The sequence below is a fragment of the Flavobacterium algoritolerans genome (assembly GCF_030010385.1).
GTDB classification, from domain to species: domain Bacteria; phylum Bacteroidota; class Bacteroidia; order Flavobacteriales; family Flavobacteriaceae; genus Flavobacterium; species Flavobacterium algoritolerans.
Window position 1 is genome coordinate 228,382 of record NZ_JASCRZ010000004.1, and the last position, 19,255, is coordinate 247,636.

Genomic DNA, 19,255 nt, shown 5'->3' on the forward strand with positions numbered 1-19,255 from the left:
CCGACTACTATCAGTGTCGGGTTTTTTATTATTTATTCCTTAGCGCTCTTTACGAAACTACATATGACTCAAAATTTCTTTTTTGAAAGCATCATATTCGCCTTGTAAAATCAATCCGTTGTCCAATAATTTTTTATAATTCTGTAGTTTTTCAAAAAGTTCGTCTTGAGATAAATCACTTAAAGATTTGTCTTTTGGGCTTGTTGAAATGGCTTCGAATTCCTGATTTTCAGCAGTGAAATTTGGTTGTAAAATTGGCATTATTTCAGCAAAACTAGTCACTTCTTCCGTTTCCATTTCCTCAATAATTTCAACCTCTTCCATTGGAGCTTCATCCATCATGGTTGCGTTTAATACAGACCCAACTTTCAGTATATCCAATTGTTCTTTGGCATACGTAAAAATCTTTCGAGCCTGGATTTTAGGAATATAATCAATAGAAACTTCCATATTAGTTCTGGTTGTAAAAGAAAACTCTGAACCCAGAATATTTTCTTTCACAAAAGTTCCTTCAATCTCGTCCCAAGTATAATCAATAAAATTCATTGAAAGTCCCAGATTTTTTGGTTGACAAATGATAACTCTCTTATTCGTCATCACAATACTATCCGGTAAAACGGTAATCGCTGGTTTTTTTTGAACAGCAATATATCCGATTTCTTCATTTTTCATCAATAAATCACTCAATTTTGAAGCGATTTTTTCAATAGCTTTTGGGTCTTGTTCTTCGTTTAAAAACTTCTTAAATTGTTCTTTCATATGATATGCTGAATTTATTTCAGTATGTGTTTGTAATTTTTATTCTGAATTCTTTCGCAAAAGTAATGCCTAATTTTCTAATTCTTGAATTTCACTCTGCAATTTCTTTGTTAAACTTTTGAAAACCAATTCATAGGAATGATCAATCAACTCCTTGACAAGCACATCTGGAACTGATGCATTTATCGCAATTGTATTCCAATGGGTTTTACTCATATGAAAACCCGGCTGAATGTCATCGTATTCAGCGCGTAATTCCTGGGCGTGCTCCGGATCACATTTCAAATTGACTGACGGTTGTCCTTTTTCCCATTGACTTAAAGACGACAATGCAAACATTTTTCCACCCACTTTAAATACCAATGTATCTTCGTCAAAAGGAAAATGTTCCGTCACTCCTTTTTTAGACAAGCAATATTCGTAATATGTTTCTAAGTTCATTTATGAAATTATTTTTTCATCATTTAAAATAGCATACAAAACTGGCTTGCTAGGACTCGCATCATTCTCAAAAGATGCGATTTGTAAATTCAGCAAATAATTGCCGTCTTTCACTTTGTCAGAAACAAAAATCATTTCCGTAATCGTACAATCCAATCGTGCATCAGTATTCAGATTGTTAACATCTTTTACATTCCAAAATGCTTTGTGTGCCAATAATTTTCCATCATCTTTTTCTTTATCGACACTTGGCAAATCAATCAATAAATGCTGAATTCCGCTTTCGCGAATGAAACGTGCAGCATCTTCCTCCAGAAAAGGCGGGTTCGTATTGGAATATTTTAAAGATTTTTTTATTTTAAAATTCGGAAGCGTTCTAATAATTATGGCTTCAGGAGTTTTCCCGCTCAAACTGTTTTCAATCTGATTTTTTGTTATCACCAAATCTTCTCCTTGTATTTCCGGCACAACCGAAATCAATTCTGCCAAAAAGAAAAACTGTTTCAAGGACTGATTAATACTGTAAAATTCTCGTGTAATATGCCCCAGACATTCGGTGTGCGTTCCATGTCCGTGTGGATTGAAGAAAATATTATTGAAATTGGTAGACGATTTCCCTTCCGAAACTTTGCCTAACCAATCCCCAAAAACCACGGGTTCAATTACTGGCTTTTCAATGTACCAAGCAATTGGATTCTCGTCTGTATTTGTCAACGGAATCGAAATATCAATGGGTTTTGATAAGTTGACTTCGAAATTGTTGATTTTTGCTTTCATAGTTTTTTTACCGCAAAGGTCGCAAAGGTTTACGCAAGGCTCGCAAAGTCAAATTTAAAGATTAATTTCCACGCCTTTTGACAAATAGACGACGAAATTATTGATTTTTACTTTCATGTTTTTTTTAATGCAAATGGCGCAAAGATTTGCGTAAGGCTCACTAAGTCATGATTAAAGATTATTTACAATTCGTTTTATTCCATCTTTTATCAAAACAACATTAAAATTTATAAGTAAACCTAGCTTACAATCAGTCAATTTCAGATACGTTAATAATTGAGCAAAATGAATATCATTTAAAGCATCCACCGATTTTATTTCTAAAATCAATTTATCCTCAACAATAATGTCAATTCGGTAACCAATCTCTAATTTTACTTCTTCATATACCAAAGGCAAGGATTTTTGTTTTACAACATTCAAACCCAATTTCTTTAGTTCATAATATAGACATTCTTCATAGGCGCTTTCTAATAATCCCGGTCCAAGTCCCTTATGGACTCTCAAAGCACAATCAAATACAATTCTTGATAATTCATTTTCAGTCATACTAATAAATCTTTGTGAACTTTGCGTAAACCTTTGCGAACCTTGCGGTTAAATAATTATTCCAAATTTAAGTAAAATAAATCTGATGCAATTCCATCTGTCAAAAACTTTCCTTTCGGTGTTGGTTTCAAGATATTGTTTTCGATAAAAACTAAATCATCATTAAGAAACTTCTGTACTTGTTTATTTAGATAGTCCAAATATTCATCCCCAAATTCCGTTTTTATTCTATCCAAAGAAACGCCCCAAATCGTTCGTAAACCGGTCATAACATATTCATTATAACGGTCAGCAATTGAAAGAATTTCAGTTTCGTTAGGCAGTTTATTTTCTTGAATGGCTTTTATATACAGCGCATTATTCGAAACATTCCAACTTCTCGAAACACCATCATAACTATGCGCCGAAGGACCAATTCCAATGTATTTTTTCCCCAACCAATAAGCCGAATTGTTCTTAGAAAAATAATTGGCCTTCCCAAAATTTGACAATTCATAATGGATAAATCCATTTGTTTCAAGCGTTTCTACCAAAATAGCAAAATGCTCTTGGGCAACTTCATCCTTAGGCGCGGCAATTTTTCCTGTTTGTATCAGTTTATTCAAAGCGGTTTTTGGTTCCACAGTTAACGCATAACTCGAAATATGCGGAATCCCAAAAGACAATGCTGTTTCAATATTTTGTTTCCATTTTTCGTTACTCATTCTCGGAATTCCATAAATCAAATCAAGGGAAATATTGTCAAAATATATGGTAGCTTCTTCCAAACATTTTTTGGCTTCCGCCGAATTATGAGCGCGGTTCATCAATTGTAAATCTTCTTCAAAGAAAGACTGAATCCCAATGCTTAATCGGTTAATTTTACTTTTAGACAATTCAATTATTCGTTCGCTTGACAAATCATCCGGATTGGCTTCCAGTGTGATTTCGGGATTTTCAATCACAGAATAATTGCTATAAACTGCAGCAATCAAAAAATTAATTTCTTCGGAAGTTAAAACACTTGGCGTTCCTCCACCAAAATAAATGGTTTCGACATCTTCATTCTCAAACTCACTTTTACGCATTTGAATTTCTTTGGCAATAGCCAAAACCATTTCTTCTTTCTTCTTCATCGAAGTCGAAAAATGGAAGTCGCAGTAATGACACGCCTGCTTGCAAAAAGGGATATGAATATAGATTCCTGACATAATTAGTGGTCAGTAATCAGTGATTAGCGGTCAGTTCTACAAACTGAATACTGATAACCGACTACTATTTTTTAACTCGTTCTTCGTTTTGTTTTACAAAAGCATCCCAACCGGTATAACTTTTGGCGCCAACCACTTTTCCGGAATTGAAAAAATGACAAACTGCAGCTGCCAATCCATCGGTACTGTCAAGATTTTTTGGTAATTCTTTCAGCCCCAATAATTGTTGAAGCATTTTGGCTACTTGTTCTTTACTGGCGTTTCCGTTGCCGGTAATCGCCATTTTTATTTTCTTAGGCTCATATTCAGTTATAGGAATATCTCTCGAAAGTCCCGCTGCCATTGCTACACCTTGCGCACGTCCCAACTTTAGCATCGACTGCACGTTTTTACCAAAGAAAGGCGCTTCGATTGCTATTTCATCTGGATTGTGCGTATCAATCAACTCAATCGTGCGTTCAAAAATGATTTTCAGCTTTTGATAATGATTATCGTATTTGGACAATTGCAATTCGTTCAATTGCAAAAACTCCATTTTTTTATTGACAATTTTTATCAATCCAAAACCCATAATCGTCGTTCCCGGGTCAATTCCTAATATGATGCGTTCGTTTGCCAATTTTAATTTGTTATTTTGCAGTAATGATTACAATTCCACACAAAACTAAGCAATTCCTCGTACTTCTAATCAAACTTTTGATTGTGGGTGGCGCGTTTTATTTTATTTACAATCAATTAGCCAATAACGACAAACTGGATTGGCAAAAATTCATTGTTTTATTCCAGAAAAACCAATCCATTGGCGGAATCGCGTTTATTTTGTTATTGAGTGTTTTGAATCGGTTTTTTGAAATCTTGAAATGGCAAAACTTAGTTGGATTTATCCATAAAATATCTTTGCGCGAAGCAACAAAACAAGTTCTTGGTGCATTAACCGCGGGACTTTTTACGCCAAACGGCGTGGGAGAATATGCCGGAAAAGCATTGTTTTTTGATAAATCAAACACTAAAAAAGTGATTTTCTTGAACCTGATTTGCAACGGAATCCAAATGATATTGACCGTTATTTTTGGAATTTTCGGGTTGTTGTATTTCAATGCACAATACAATGTGATTACTACAAAAACCGTTATGATTCTGTTTGGCATTTGTTTTTTGGCATTTGGAATCTTGTTTTCTTTGAAAAAAATAAACGTTAAAGGCTATTCTATCGAAAAACTGATTCATAAGATTAACGAAATCCCAAAAACCATTCATCAAAAAAATATCTTTTTAGGCATTTGTCGTTTCCTGGTTTTTTCGCACCAATATTACTTTTTGTTTCTGGCTTTTGATGTTGACTTACCATATTTAATAGCCATTGCCACGATTACAAGCGTTTATTTCCTAGCTTCCTCTTTGCCTACTTTTCAGTTTTTGGATTTTGCCGTAAAAGGAAGTGTAGCCGTTTATTTCTTCGGAATTCTGGGCGTAAACGAATGGATAGTAATTTTTATAACCACACTTATGTGGTTTCTGAATGTAGTTCTGCCGGTAATAATTGGCAGTTATTATGTTTTGAATTTTAAAACTAAAAATCCAATATGATTTTTGTTTTGTACTTCGTTATAATCCTCTATTGCGTTGCGATTGCCTTCTTGATTTATGGTTTCACCAAAGTAAATGCTATAGATTATATTGGCTTAACGCCAAAAACAAAATTTTCGATTATTGTTCCTTTCCGGAATGAAGCCGAAAATTTACCCATTCTATTGGAGAGTTTGTCGAAATTGAATTATCCTATGGAATTGTTCGAAGTGATTTTGGTCGATGATTTTTCTGAAGTAGCGTTTAAAATTCCAAGTTTGAAGTTTAAAGTTTCGGTTATAAATAAGGTCAGAGTTACGAATTCGCCCAAGAAAGATGCGATTGTAACCGCAATGCAAATTGTAACTACGGACTGGATTATCACCACCGATGCCGATTGTACAATAAATACAAACTGGCTATTGACCTTGGACAATTATATTCAGCTTCATGATGTTACTATGATTGCCGGGGCGGTTACGTATGATTGTGGCAATTCATTTTTGCATCATTTCCAGCAGTTGGATTTGTCGAGTTTACAAGGTGCAACAATTGGAAGTTTTGGAATCAACAAAGGGTTTATGTGTAATGGCGCCAACTTTGCGTATACCAAATCGTTTTTTAAAAAGCTGAACGGTTTTGAAGGAAACGATGGAATTGCCAGCGGTGATGATGTTTTCTTGTTGCAAAAAGCGACTGCCCAGTTTCCTAAAAAAGTTCATTATCTAAAATCTCAAAATACAATTATCACTACAAAACCATTAAACGATTGGAAATCGTTGTTTTATCAGCGCGTACGCTGGGCATCCAAAACAAGTTCGTATCAAAGTTCTTTCGGAAAAGGATTGGGGCTGTTAGTATTTGCGGGAAATCTGAGTTGGCTTTTCGTTCTTGGTTTTTGGGTCTTCGGTTTAACTGCTTTTCAGAATGTCTTTTTATTATTTACTTTGAAGTTTTCAGTTGATATCGTTTTGATTTACAAAGCCAATGAATTTTTAACCAAAACCAAAATACAGTATTTGATTTTGAGCAGTTTATTATATCCTTTTTTTTGTGTGAGCGTAGCTTTGTACTCTTTGTTTGGAAAATATGAATGGAAAGGCAGAAAATTTTAACTTACACTAATGCCCTAGCCCAGATGGAAACGGCATCCTTTTTCTTTTTTCCTTTAAAAAAGAAAAAGATACAGTGAACAGCTGGAAACAGCTCCAAAAAACTACTCTACTTTTAGAATAACCGGAAGTATAAATTGGGTCTTTACGGGAATTCCGCGTTTTATGGCGGGGTTAATTTTTGGGAAATCAACCAAACGTGCTTTAAGAATACTGTCAATTTTGATTTTGTCGTAGGCAACCGAATCTTTTGGAAATTGAGGCTCGAATTGGATGGTCGCATTTGGGAAAACAGTAACCTTTACTTCAATCGTATCCAGTTCAGGATAGAGAATCGAGAGGGTGTCAACGCTCAATTTCTCTTGAATCAGCAACGTTAAAACTTCGAAAAAACACTGTTGACGTTGTTTTTTATCTTCTATTTTTTCGCAATCCACTACCGATGGGTATTCATCGACTTCTTTCCAGTTGATTGATTTCAGTTCCTTTTGCAACAATTCCTTTTCCGATGGAATTTGCTTGTCAAAGTATTGACAGGAATTAAAAAATATAAATACTAAAAAGAGGTAATACTGCTTCAAGGTTTTGTTTTTGAATTGGACTAATATTCTATAAAAATACAATTATTTTTTTGGAGAGGCTTTCGAAAGCAAATAATCTTCATAGTTTTCAGCAAACCATTTCTTTTTGTTTTCGGCGGCGACTTCTTTTTGATCCGGATACAAAGCTGCCAATCTATCTGAAAAAATAGCAATCTGAATCGTATATTTATAGAATTCCTCTTTTGTCAATACTAAATTTGGATTTGATTTTTTATCGGAAAACTCAAAAAAAAGCCTGTCAAACTCTTTCATCGAAAAATTTAATACTTTTACTCTGTTCTCGTTGTAAATAGCCTCCTTTAAAATCATATCGTTGCTTTTTACAATTTTTTCCTGAGCATTTACGGCACATAAAGAAAAAGTAAAAAAGAAGATAATCGAAAATGAAACTATTAATTTAATATCTTTCATAAGCTGGTTAGGTGTTGCTTTTGTGTTTTCAAAATTACTAAAAATAAATTTATGGATGTACTGCTTTTGGTTCTTGGTTTCATGTGTGTTATTTTGGGCATTTTTGGTAGTTTTTTACCCGTTTTACCCGGACCCAGCATCAGTTGGGTTGGGTTGGCATTACTTTATTTTACGAATGCTGTTCCAGCAAATTATTGGATTTTAGGAATTGCATTGTTAGTCACTGTTATCATATCGGTTTTAGATTACGTGATTCCGGCTAAAGGAACCAAGAGATTTGGCGGAAGCTCGTATGGCATCTGGGGAACTAACCTCGGTCTGATTATTGGAATCCTTGCTCCTATCCCTTTTGGGTTCATTATCGGTCCTTTTGTTGGCGCGCTAATAGGAGAACTTATTTATGATTTTAAAGACCACAATCGGGCTTTGAAAGCAGCCGCAGGTTCCTTTATAGGTTTTCTGGCTTCCAGCTTTATGAAATTTGTGGTTTGCGTAATGTATTTGGGTTTGTTTGTATGGACTGTTTGGCACTATAAATCGGAATTGTTCTAATGTACCATTAGTTTTAAAAACTCTTTTTAAAAGAAAAAGCTTTTCAGTTATGAAAAGCTTTTTATTACTAGTCTCGTTTTTGGAACGAGAGGACTCGAACCCGTCTCGTCCCAAAAGACGAGATAACAGTTATGCGTTCTATTCAACTTGAAAACTAGTTAATAATCTTTCTATCGAAGCAACATTAAGCTTTTTCAATCGTAATTCTTCTTTTAATGCTTCTGTTTTTGTTTCAAATTCTTTGAAATAAACCAAAACCCACGGACTTTTTCCAGAAGTGTATCGGCTTAAATCATTATTGTGTTCAAAAATACGCTTACCAAGATCTTGTGTAAATCCTTTGTAAAATAATCCTTGATGATTTTTTATGATGTAAACAAAATACATATCGATTGCTATTTGAATTTTACAAAAACAAAAAAAGCTTTTCTATTACGAAAAGCTTCTTGTTACTAGTCTCGTTTTTGGAACGAGAGGACTCAAACCCGTCTCGTCCCAAAAGACGAGATGACAGGCATGTGCTCTATTCAACTTGAAAGCTCCTTATTAATCTTTCTATCGAAGCAACATTAAGCTTTTTCAATCGCAATTCTTCTTTTAATGCTTCTGTTTTTGTTTCAAATTCTTTGAAATACACCAAAACCCATGGACTTTTTCCAGAAGTGTATCGGCTTAAATCATTATTGTGTTCTAAAATACGCTTACCAAGATCTTGTGTAAATCCTTTGTAAAATAATCCTTGATGATTTTTTATGATGTAAACAAAATACATATCGATTGCTATTTGAATTTTACAAAAACAAAAAAAGCTTTTCTATTACGAAAAGCTTTTTGTTACTAGTCTCGTTTTTGAAACGAGAGGACTCGAACCCGTCTCGTCCCAAAAGACGAGATGACAGATATGCGTTCTATTCAACTTGAAAACTCGTTAATAATCTTTCTATCGAAGCAACATTAAGCTTTTTCAATCGCAATTCTTCTTTTAATGCTTCTGTTTTTGTTTCAAATTCTTTGAAATACACCAAAACCCATGGACTTTTTCCAGAAGTGTATCGGCTTAAATCATTATTGTGTTCAAAAATACGCTTACCAAGATCTTGTGTAAATCCTTTGTAAAATAATCCTTGATGATTTTTTATGATGTAAACAAAATACATATCGATTGCTATTTGAATTTTACAAAAACAAAAAAAGCTTTTCTATTACGAAAAGCTTTTTTATTACTGGCGGTCTGGACGGGACTCGAACCCGCGACCCCATGCGTGACAGGCATGTATTCTAACCAACTGAACTACCAAACCAGTACTTAATCTATAACATTCTAATTCTTAAACACAGTTCTTGAATCGAACCCGCCTCGTCATAAAGACGAGATGACAGGCATGTATTCTAACCAACTGAACTACCAAACCAGTATTTTAATCTATAACATTCTAATTCTTAAATTCAAGTCTTGAATCGAACCCGTCTCGTCCCAAAAGACGAGATGACAGGCATGTATTCTAACCAACTGAACTACCAAACCAGTATTTTAATCTATAACATTCTAATCCTTAAATCCAAGTCTTGAATCGAACCCGTCTCGTCCCAAAAGACGAGATGACAGGCATGTATTCTAACCAACTGAACTACCAAACCAGTATTTTAATCTATAACATTCTAATTCTTAAACACAGTTCTTGAATCGAACCCGTCTCGTCCCAAAAGACGAGATGACAGGCATCTATTCTAACCAACTGAACTACCAAACCAGTATTTTAATCATAACATTCTAACCTGTTAATCCAAGTCTTGAATCAAATCCGTCTCGTCCCAAAAGACGAGATGACAGGCATCTATTCTAACCAACTGAACTACCAAACCAGCTTCTTTTTAAATCAAAAAAGCTATCCACAAAAGTGGAAAGCTTTTCATTGGTCTAACTACTAAACCCGCTACGAGTTACAAATTCGTAGCAAACAACACAACTAACTTTAGATACTTTATAGGGGCAAAAAAGCCTTTCTGTTACGAAAGGCTTTCCCCAATATTGCGGTCTGGACGGGACTCGAACCCGCGACCCCATGCGTGACAGGCATGTATTCTAACCAACTGAACTACCAAACCTCTGCGTTATTGCGGTGGCAAAGATACAATAGATTTCCGTTTACACAAGCGTTTTTTGAAAAAATAATTGATAAATTTTAACCTTATTATCCAAAGTTTTGTTTTTCAACCAAGTATGTCATTAAAATTTTTTCAAAACTTTCTCCAACACTTACCGGAATGTACTTTATTCGGTTTTGTGAGCAGGTCAAAGCGAGTTTCTTAAAGTAACTTTCTGTCTGTTTTTCGTATTCTTCTTTGACATTATCCGCAAAAACTGCTACTTCTTCTCCTGTTTCTACATCAATAAACTTCCTTGGAGCGTTATCAAAGTCAAAATTTAACTCTGTTTTGTTATCGACAACGTGAAACAAGACCACTTTATGCTTGTTGTGTTTCAAATGTTGCAGCGCATTGAACAACGCTTCCTCATTACCAGACTGAAACATATCCGTAAATAAGACAATCATCGAACGGCGGTGAATCTTCTCCGCTATTTGATGCAAAAATGTAATTGTATCGGTACTTTTTTTAGTCGCAGGTTTCTCTAAAAGCCCTTCAAGTGTATTTAAGATCATTCTATGATGGCGATCACTGCCTTTTTCAGGAGCATAGTACTCATATGTATCCGAAAACACACTTAGTCCCACAGCATCGCGTTGCTTCTTTAAAAGATTCATTAAAACCGCTGAAGCTAAAACAGAAAAGCCAATCTTATTCTCAAAAAATTGCTGACCGCCTTTTAGTTTCGGATAATGCATTGAAGAGGAATTATCGATAATAAGATGACACCGCAAATTAGTTTCTTCCTCAAATCGTTTGGTGTACAAACGATCCGTTTTGGCAAACAATTTCCAATCAATGTGTTTGGTACTTTCGCCAACATTATAGACTTTATGCTCAGCAAATTCTGCCGAAAATCCATGAAACGGACTTTTATGCATTCCTGAAATAAAACCTTCCACAACCTGATTAGCCAGCAATTCAAGATGCTGAAAACTGGAAATTTTTTCTATTTGCGATTCGATTTTCATATTCCAAATATATTAAAAGATTGAACGATTTAAAAATTTAAAGATTGAAAAGAAAATAGAACCACCTTTGATTCTCTGATTTTAAAATCATTTTTAATCTGTTAATCTGCATTGTTTTTTATATGCCTGATTGAAACGCGGTAAATCCCACAAAAAAAGGCTTGACTTTCGCCAAACCTTTTTTTTGAATCTTTTCAGATTCTATATAAATCATAATCTACCGATTACAACAAAGCGTCTAAACTATCAGCGTAAGTTTGTTTAGGAGCAACTCCTACTTGTTTTCCTACTACTTCTCCGTTATGAAAAACCAATACTGTTGGAATATTTCTCACTCCGTATTTTGCAGCAAATTCTTGGTTTGCATCAACGTCTACTTTACCTACGACTACTTTACCATCGTATTCAGTACTTAATTCGTCAATGATTGGCCCTACCATTCTACAAGGTCCACACCATGCTGCCCAAAAATCCACCATTACCGGTTTGTCTGATTTCAAAACTACTTCTTCAAAAGTAGCATCTGTTATTGCTAATGCCATATTTATTTTTATTTAAGTTTATCGTTTGAATATTTAAAGTCTCAAACTCGGGTACAAATTTAGAAATTAAAAACTAATCAAACGCCATTCATAAATTAGTTTTGACTATTAATATATCGTCAATTCTTATCACTCCATTTCAACCCATTTAAGATTGCAATAATCAGGAGCTACTTCCCGCTGTACGCTGTATCTTTCCTTGTCTAAAGAAAACAAGGAAAGGATGCCGCTTCCATCGGGGCTAAGGCATTCTGCTCTAATTCAACTTAAAGTTAATCTGCATTTTTTCCAGTTCCACTAACAATTCATTCGAAATTTTGATTTTTAGTTTTCTGCTGGCCATTGTTAGTTTGGTCACCACTTTTATTTCTTCGACTTCTTCTACTTTTTCTTCAGTACTTGTTTCCGGAATTTCGAGAGTTTCCATTTCAGAATCTTCATTTTCATCGACAAAAGCTACTTCTTCATTTTCTATCTCAACAGGAGCAACAGCAACGAGTTTTTTCGTTTTCTCTAACTCCATGATTTCAAAAGTTACTGTATTATCTCCTTTATTATCCTGAAAAAGATGGCTCAATCTATGAATAAAATCAGCTTCCAAATCTGCAATATTCAAAAGCACAACTAATTTTCTAGCAAAGGTTTCTAACACATCCTGCAATTGTTTTACTTCTACAAATTGCAATCTTGGCTCCCCTTTTTTACCGGTATCACGGTCAGTCCAGCCTTCTTTTACCAACACTTTCATAAACGTAAAATTATTTTGAATAAAGAAATGACGAAACTTTAGATACTCCTCCCCAAAAATTCTAAACTCATAACTTTCGTCATAACCCTCCAAAGTAAACATACCCCAGCCTTTTCCATTTTTCGCTACACGGTGTTGCACATTATTGATAATTCCTCCAAATGCCAGGTTTTTACTGACATGCAATTCCATATTTTTAAGTGCTTCCAGCTTGGCATTACAAAAATATTTCATTTCAAATTTGTAATCATCCAGCGGATGTCCCGAGATGTAAATCCCAACAACCTCTTTTTCTTTTGCGAGTTTTTCCATAGTACTCCAATCCTCGCAAGGTGGTACAATAGGTTCCGCAATTTGCACTTCGCTAGTATCTCCAAACAAACTTACTTGAGAGGAATTTTCATTCTCCTGAAACTTCGACCCATACCGAATCGCTTTTTCATAAAAAGTAATTCCATCACCATCATCATGAAAATATTGCGCTCTCGTGGTTCCTAAAAACGAATCAAATCCTCCGGCCAAAGCCAGATTTTCCAATGCTTTTTTATTCGCCGCACGCAAATCAATACGTTTGGTCAAATCAAAAATCGATTTGTATTTTCCATCTTTTCTATTTTCAACAATTGTTGCCACAGCTCCGGAACCAACTCCTTTTATCGCTCCCATTCCAAAACGTACCGCATAATTATCATTTACGGTAAATTTATAAAACGACTCATTCACATCAGGTCCTAAAACCTGCAGTCCCATTCGCTTACATTCTTCCATAAAAAACGAAACCTGCTTGATATCATTCATGTTATTCGAAAGCACCGCAGCCATATATTCCGCAGGATAATTCGCTTTCAAATAGGCCGTTTGGTACGCAATCCAAGCATAACAAGTCGAGTGCGATTTATTAAATGCATATTCAGCAAAAGCTTTCCAGTCATTCCAAATCTTCTCTAACTTGTCTTTGGCATGTCCTTTTGCCATCGCTTGCGAAATGAATTTTGGCTCCATTTTAGCCAAAACATCAATCATTTTTTTTCCCATCGCTTTACGCAAAACATCGGCATCCCCTTTCGAGAAATCCGCAAGTTTCTGGGACAAAAGCATTACCTGCTCTTGGTAAACGGTAATTCCGTAGGTATCTTTCAGCAATTCTTCACAGTCATCCAAATCATATTCGATTGGCTCTTCCCCGTTTTTTCGTTTAATAAAACTCGGGATATAGGCAATTGGTCCCGGACGATACAAAGCATTCATAGCAATCAAATCGGGAAATACTGTCGGCTTCAATTCCTTCATGTATTTCTGCATTCCCGGACTCTCATATTGGAAAATCCCTACTGTTTCTCCTCGTTGAAAAAGCTCATACGTCTTCAAATCATCAATTGGAAATTCATCGGGATTCAGGTCAATTCCTGTTCTATATTTTACTAATTTAACAGTATCTTTTATCAGGGTTAGGGTTTTCAAACCCAAGAAGTCCATCTTCAACAAACCGGCACTTTCCACCACCGAGTTATCAAATTGGGTCACATACAAATCCGAATCTTTGGCAGTAGCCACAGGAACAAAATTGGTAATGTCGCTTGGCGTAATAATCACACCACAAGCGTGAATCCCTGTGTTTCTCAGATTTCCTTCTAAAACTTTGGCTTGCTGAATGGTTTCTCCACCCAAATCACCTTCATTCGCAAGACCTATTAATTCCTTTATTTTATCATATTCTTCGGGACGAACCGCCTTCTTAATCAGATTTTCATCTTCATTCAAAAAGCGCGCTAAATTCCACTTGGAAGGCATCATCCCTGGAATTAATTTGGCAATTTTATCGGCTTCAAATAACGGCAAATCAAGTACACGAGCGGTATCACGAATCGCTGATTTAGTTGCCATTTTACCATACGTGATAATTTGCGCCACTTGTTTCGAACCGTATTTCCTGATCACATAATCCATTACGCTGCTTCGACCTTCATCATCAAAATCGATATCAATATCGGGTAATGACACACGATCCGGATTCAGGAAACGCTCAAAAAGCAGGTTGTACATCAACGGGTCAATATTCGTAATTTTCAAACAATACGCCACCACCGATCCCGCAGCAGAACCCCTTCCCGGACCTACAGAAACGCCCATACTTCTCGCCTCAGCAATTAAATCCTGTACAATAAGGAAATATCCTGGATAACCAGAATTGGAAATCGTTAACAATTCAAAATCTAATCGTTCTTGAATTTCTTCGGTAATAACAGGATATCGTCTTCGGGCTCCTTCAAAAGTCAAATGCCTCAAATACGCGTTTTCTCCTCGTACCCCTCCATCAACTGCATCTTCGGGATTATTAAATTCAACCGGAATTTCAAATTTTGGAAGCAATACTTCGCGAGCCAAATCGAAAATTTCAATTTTATCCACAATCTCCGAAAGATTCGAAATCGCTTCCGGTAAATCCGCAAAAAGCTGCTTCATTTCGTCTCCCGACTTGAAATAATATTCCTGATTAGGCAATCCATAACGATAGCCGCGACCACGACCTATTGGTGTTGTCTGCTTTTCGCCATCACGCACACAAAGCAAAATATCATGTGCATTTGAATTCGCCTTGTCTATGTAAAAGGTATTGTTTGTCGCAATAATCTTGACATCATGTTTTCTGGCCAATGAAATCAAAGACGCATTTACCCGATTTTCATCTTCCTGATTGTGACGCATCACTTCAATGTAAAAATCTTCCTTGAACTCGTTTTTCCACCAAAGCAAGGCTTCTTCAGCTTGATTTTCACCAATATTTAAAATCTTATTTGGTATTTCGCCATAAAGATTTCCGGACAAAACAATAATATCTTCTTTGAATTCCTGAATGACTTTCCTGTCGATTCTTGGCACATAATAAAAACCTTCCGTATACGCGATGGAAGACATTTTAGCCAAATTATGATAGCCTTTTTTGGTCTTCGCCAAAAGTACTATTTGGTATCCATTGTCCTTAACCGACTTATTTTTATGGTCTTCACAAACAAAAAATTCGCAACCTACTATTGGTTTCATCGAAACTTCGGTAGGCTCTTCACCATTTTCGATTGCCGCTTTATTCTTGGCTTCAGCCGCCTTATTATGGTATAAAATATCACGTACAAAATGAAAAGCACCCATCAAATTCGCATGATCCGTCATGGCAACCGCAGGCATTTTTTGTTGTGCCGCCGCTTTTACCAATGCCGCAATACTAATTGTAGATTGCAACACCGAAAACTGCGTATGATTGTGCAAATGCACAAAAGGCGCATCAATAAGCACTTTTTTATTCTCAGAAAGTTCAGCTCTTGAAACGGCTGGCGCTTGTTTTTCTCCAAACTGCTGACGGATTTTATCCGAAGCTTCCTTGAGATTGATATGTTTTAAACCAATGAGCTTAATCTCGCTTGGATTCTTACTTTGAAAGTCTTGAAAATAACTTGCTGAAACATCCAGTTCCTCTTTTGTGAAAACATCACGACGAATTAATTCCAAGAAACAACGTGTAGTTGCCTCGACATCGGCAGTCGCGTTGTGCGCTTCACCGAAAGGTTTGTTAAAAAGATACGAGTGCAACTCCGTTAACGTAGGCAACTTGAATTTTCCTCCTCGACCACCCGGCAATTTCAATAAAGAAGCGGTTACTTCTGTACAGGTATCTAAAATAGGCATCGAACTCATTTGGCTTTCAACGCCCATTCTATAAAACTCACAACCCATAATATTGATGTCAAAACCTAAATTCTGACCTACAATAAATTTGGCTTTGCCTAAAGCAATATTGAATTTTTCTAAAACTTCTGCCAACGAAATACCATCAGCTTCCGCCAATTCAGTCGAAATACCGTGAATTCGTTCCGCGTCATACGGAATATTAAAACCTTCGGGTTTTACCAAATAATCTTGATGCTCGATGAGTTTTCCCATATCATCGTGCAACTGCCAAGCGATTTGTATACAACGCGGCCAGTTATCCGTATCTGAAATGGGAGCGCCCCAACGCTTTGGTAATCCTGTAGTTTCGGTATCGAATATTAAGTACATATCTGGAGTTGAAGTGTTTGTGATTGCAAAAAATGAATTTCAAATTTAGTTTTTTTTAGGGTAGAATAGAAGTAAGTTATCAACAAAAAACAAATTTATTTTCCAGTACTATTCTCCTATTAAAACCACAATCACTTTCAACAAATCAGCTTGATAGTATCTTGTTAAAAAGATAAAAAGAGTCCGTAATGATTTTTTGGATGTCGTAGTATTTCATCAAAAAAAAATACTGAAATACGTCGAAAAAATATGCCATTAACTAAGAAAATCACATCGAAAAACAGTTTCAATAAAAGTAAAATAGTGAATTTAAAATTAAAAAATAGTTGATTTTAATTTCGTTTAATTAGATATTCATAAATATAATAGATTTTTAAAAGCTTTTTTTATCGATTCTACAAATATCAAAAACAGCAAGAAATTGATTTTTTATCGTCTCTAAATAAAGAATCACACTTATAAAAAAGAAACCCAAAAGATAAAAATCAGCAAAGAAATTCACTAATACGATTTTGGGTATCGTATATAATGCAATATTAAAAAATAAAGACTTGATTCTTTTTTTAGTTTTGCTTTCATTGTTATCATCTTAGCCAACTTGGCTATAAAAAAATACATTAAAAACATATTAAAATGAGTACTACATTATTTGACAAAGTATGGGATTCGCACGTGGTGCGTAAAATTGAAGATGGACCAGACGTGTTTTTTATTGACCGTCATTTCATCCATGAAGTTACTAGTCCTGTAGCTTTTTTAGGTTTAAAAGAAAGAGGAATTTCAGTATTATATCCAGAGCGCACTTTTGCTACTGCGGATCACAACACCCCAACTATAAATCAACATTTACCGGTTCAAGATGCATTATCTGCCAATCAACTTAAGGCATTAGAAGACAACGCAGCTGAATATGGTATTTCTCACTGGGGATTAGGTCACCAAAAAAATGGAATTGTACACGTAGTAGGTCCTGAAAACGGAATTACTTTACCTGGTGCGACTATTGTTTGTGGAGATTCCCATACTTCTACACATGGTGCTTTTGGTGCAATTGCTTTTGGTATTGGAACTTCGGAGGTTGAAATGGTGATGGCTACACAATGCATCATGCAACCGAAACCAAAGAAAATGCGTATCAACGTCAATGGTGAGTTGAGTAAAGGTGTTGGTCCAAAAGACGTTGCACTTTATATTATTTCTCAATTAACTACTTCTGGAGGTACAGGATATTTTGCAGAATATGCTGGAGATGTTTTTGAAAACATGTCTATGGAAGGCCGTATGACTGTTTGCAACTTGAGTATCGAAATGGGTGCCCGTGGTGGTATGATTGCTCCGGACCAAAAAACATTTGATTTCTTAGAAGGAAGGTTATACGCTCCAAAAGGCGAAGCTTGGACAAAAGCCGTTGAATATTGGAAAACGTTGAAAACGGATGCCGATGCTATTTTTGATGCAGAATTAAACATCAATGCTGCGGATATTGAACCAATGATTACATATGGTACAAATCCTGGAATGGGAATTGGTATCTCAAAAAATATTCCAAGCGCTAACCAAGTAGAAGGTGGCGAAGAAACGTATAAAAAATCTTTAGCTTACATGGGCTTTGAAGAAAATGACGTAATGATTGGCAAACCAATTGATTTTGTTTTCTTAGGAAGTTGTACCAATGGTAGAATTGAAGATTTTAGAGCTTTTACAGAAATTGTAAAAGGGCGACAAAAAGCAGCTAATGTTACGGCTTGGTTAGTTCCGGGTTCTCACGTAGTAGAAGCTCAAATTAAAGAGGAAGGACTGTTGGACATTCTTACTGAAGCTGGTTTTGTATTGCGTCAACCAGGTTGCTCGGCTTGTTTAGCGATGAATGATGATAAAGTACCTGCAGGGAAATATGCAGTAAGCACTTCAAACAGAAACTTCGAAGGCCGTCAAGGTCCAGGTTCAAGAACATTATTGGCAAGTCCAATTATGGCCGCTGCAGCTGCAGTTACTGGAAAACTAACAGACCCTAGAGATTTGTTTTAAAAGATTTCAGATTGAAGAGTAACGATTTTTGACCCGAGCTTCAGCGAATTGGCGTAGCATTTCAGATTTCGTTAAAATCGACACAGCATTCAGTTTAAATTATAGAATATAAAATAATATTAGTTAGCGTTTACGATTCCATTTTCCTTAAGGTAAATCTAAAATCAGAAATCGTTAATCAAAAATCAAAAATCACAATGGCATACGATAAATTTAATATCCTTACGAGTAGTGCAGTACCACTACCAATAGAAAATGTGGACACCGATCAAATCATCCCAGCACGTTTCTTGAAAGCTACTAAACGTGAAGCTTTTGGAGACAACCTTTTCAGAGACTGGAGATACAACGGAGATGATACACCAAAAGCTGATTTCGTTTTGAATGACGCAACTTACAGTGGAAAAATATTAGTTGGCGGAAAAAACTTTGGTTCGGGTTCTTCAAGAGAGCACGCAGCTTGGGCAGTTTACGATTATGGATTTCGTGCAGTTGTTTCAAGTTTCTTTGCTGATATCTTCAAAGGAAACTGCTTAAATATTGGTGTTTTACCTGTACAAGTGAGTCCAGAATTTGCTGAAACTATTTTCAAGGCTATTGAAGCTGATCCAAAAACAGAATTAGAAATAAATCTTCCAGAACAAACCATTACGCTAAAAGCAACTGGTCAAAAAGAATCTTTTGATATCTCCGGATACAAAAAAGACAATATGGTTAACGGTTTTGATGATATTGATTATTTACAAAACATCAAAGAAGAGATAATTGGGTTTGCCAATGCACTTCCGTACTAGAAAAAAAAACAA

The 19,255-nt window shown here is 35.6% G+C and carries 19 protein-coding genes and 2 tRNA genes; 5 read left to right on the forward strand and 16 right to left on the reverse strand.

All coding sequences use genetic code 11. The annotated features are described in order from the left end of the window. Nucleotides 1-57: 57 nt before the first annotated feature. The 6 genes from QLS65_RS10745 to ruvC all read right to left on the reverse strand — a co-directional run bounded on the left by QLS65_RS10745 (nt 58) and on the right by ruvC (nt 4,335). The gene (locus tag QLS65_RS10745) at nt 58-759 is read right to left on the reverse strand and encodes a PH domain-containing protein (protein WP_282717563.1); all 702 of its coding nucleotides are present in this window, start codon (nt 757-759) and stop codon (nt 58-60) included. 69 nt (nt 760-828) lie between these two features. Next, nucleotides 829-1,200: an MmcQ/YjbR family DNA-binding protein gene (locus QLS65_RS10750; protein ID WP_282717565.1), complete on the reverse strand. Its 372-nt coding sequence runs from the start codon at nt 1,198-1,200 to the stop codon at nt 829-831. Next, the gene (locus QLS65_RS10755) at nt 1,201-1,977 is read right to left on the reverse strand and encodes a cyclase family protein (protein WP_282717567.1); all 777 of its coding nucleotides are present in this window, start codon (nt 1,975-1,977) and stop codon (nt 1,201-1,203) included. Between the two features lie 171 nt (nt 1,978-2,148). Beyond that, on the reverse strand, nt 2,149-2,526 hold the full coding sequence (locus QLS65_RS10760) for a GxxExxY protein (protein WP_099713708.1): 378 nt from the start codon (nt 2,524-2,526) through the stop codon (nt 2,149-2,151). A gap of 56 nt (nt 2,527-2,582) precedes the next feature. Then, the gene (gene hemW / locus QLS65_RS10765) at nt 2,583-3,716 is read right to left on the reverse strand and encodes a radical SAM family heme chaperone HemW (RefSeq protein ID WP_282717571.1); all 1,134 of its coding nucleotides are present in this window, start codon (nt 3,714-3,716) and stop codon (nt 2,583-2,585) included. Between the two features lie 64 nt (nt 3,717-3,780). Continuing rightward, entirely contained in the window at nt 3,781-4,335 is a 555-nt protein-coding gene (gene ruvC, locus QLS65_RS10770) for a crossover junction endodeoxyribonuclease RuvC (RefSeq protein WP_091172893.1), read from the reverse strand. A 23-nt stretch (nt 4,336-4,358) separates the two neighbouring features. Between ruvC and QLS65_RS10775 the strand changes: the two genes are divergently transcribed. Further along, nucleotides 4,359-5,303, forward strand: coding sequence for a hypothetical protein (locus QLS65_RS10775; protein WP_282717575.1), 945 nt, complete (start codon nt 4,359-4,361; stop codon nt 5,301-5,303). Next, on the forward strand, nt 5,300-6,397 hold the full coding sequence (locus QLS65_RS10780; protein ID WP_282717577.1) for a glycosyltransferase family 2 protein: 1,098 nt from the start codon (nt 5,300-5,302) through the stop codon (nt 6,395-6,397). Before QLS65_RS10775 ends, QLS65_RS10780 begins: the two co-directional genes overlap by 4 nt. Nucleotides 6,398-6,498: 101 nt before the next feature. On the opposite strand, the gene QLS65_RS10785 is transcribed toward QLS65_RS10780, so the two are convergent. Both QLS65_RS10785 and QLS65_RS10790 read right to left on the reverse strand, forming a co-directional pair. Beyond that, on the reverse strand, nt 6,499-6,975 hold the full coding sequence (locus QLS65_RS10785) for a hypothetical protein (RefSeq protein ID WP_099716206.1): 477 nt from the start codon (nt 6,973-6,975) through the stop codon (nt 6,499-6,501). A gap of 42 nt (nt 6,976-7,017) precedes the next feature. Further along, entirely contained in the window at nt 7,018-7,407 is a 390-nt protein-coding gene (locus QLS65_RS10790; RefSeq protein WP_282717579.1) for a hypothetical protein, read from the reverse strand. Nucleotides 7,408-7,458: 51 nt separating this feature from the next. Here QLS65_RS10790 and QLS65_RS10795 point away from each other — a divergent pair, with 51 nt between their 5' ends. After that, nucleotides 7,459-7,959, forward strand: a complete 501-nt coding sequence (locus QLS65_RS10795; RefSeq protein ID WP_282717581.1) for a DUF456 domain-containing protein — start codon at nt 7,459-7,461, stop codon at nt 7,957-7,959. A 138-nt stretch (nt 7,960-8,097) separates the two neighbouring features. On the opposite strand, the gene QLS65_RS10800 is transcribed toward QLS65_RS10795, so the two are convergent. From QLS65_RS10800 to dnaE, 8 genes are all read right to left on the reverse strand, one after another. Further along, entirely contained in the window at nt 8,098-8,346 is a 249-nt protein-coding gene (locus QLS65_RS10800; protein WP_282713550.1) for a GIY-YIG nuclease family protein, read from the reverse strand. A gap of 136 nt (nt 8,347-8,482) precedes the next feature. Then, nucleotides 8,483-8,731: a GIY-YIG nuclease family protein gene (locus QLS65_RS10805; protein WP_121340787.1), complete on the reverse strand. Its 249-nt coding sequence runs from the start codon at nt 8,729-8,731 to the stop codon at nt 8,483-8,485. A 136-nt stretch (nt 8,732-8,867) separates the two neighbouring features. After that, nucleotides 8,868-9,116 carry a GIY-YIG nuclease family protein gene (locus QLS65_RS10810; RefSeq protein WP_282713550.1) on the reverse strand — a complete coding sequence of 83 codons (249 nt, stop codon included), beginning with the start codon at nt 9,114-9,116 and terminating at the stop codon, nt 8,868-8,870. Nucleotides 9,117-9,183: 67 nt separating this feature from the next. After that, a tRNA-Asp gene (locus tag QLS65_RS10815) sits at nt 9,184-9,260 on the reverse strand. Nucleotides 9,261-9,991: 731 nt separating this feature from the next. Beyond that, nucleotides 9,992-10,065 (reverse strand) — tRNA-Asp (locus QLS65_RS10820). Between the two features lie 86 nt (nt 10,066-10,151). Further along, complete coding sequence (locus tag QLS65_RS10825) at nt 10,152-11,078, reverse strand: DUF58 domain-containing protein (RefSeq protein ID WP_099713716.1); 927 nt, start codon at nt 11,076-11,078, stop codon at nt 10,152-10,154. Between the two features lie 224 nt (nt 11,079-11,302). Further along, on the reverse strand, nt 11,303-11,620 hold the full coding sequence (gene trxA, locus QLS65_RS10830; RefSeq protein WP_026708908.1) for a thioredoxin: 318 nt from the start codon (nt 11,618-11,620) through the stop codon (nt 11,303-11,305). A 256-nt stretch (nt 11,621-11,876) separates the two neighbouring features. Further along, nucleotides 11,877-16,421: a DNA polymerase III subunit alpha gene (dnaE, locus tag QLS65_RS10835; RefSeq protein ID WP_282717585.1), complete on the reverse strand. Its 4,545-nt coding sequence runs from the start codon at nt 16,419-16,421 to the stop codon at nt 11,877-11,879. 633 nt (nt 16,422-17,054) lie between these two features. Between dnaE and leuC the strand changes: the two genes are divergently transcribed. Both leuC and leuD read left to right on the forward strand, forming a co-directional pair. Further along, nucleotides 17,055-18,449 (forward strand): 3-isopropylmalate dehydratase large subunit, encoded by a 1,395-nt coding sequence (leuC, locus tag QLS65_RS10840; protein ID WP_282717587.1) that lies wholly within the window; start codon nt 17,055-17,057, stop codon nt 18,447-18,449. Between the two features lie 197 nt (nt 18,450-18,646). Then, on the forward strand, nt 18,647-19,243 hold the full coding sequence (gene leuD, locus QLS65_RS10845) for a 3-isopropylmalate dehydratase small subunit (RefSeq protein ID WP_282717590.1): 597 nt from the start codon (nt 18,647-18,649) through the stop codon (nt 19,241-19,243). The last annotated feature ends 12 nt before the right edge of the window (nt 19,244-19,255 follow it).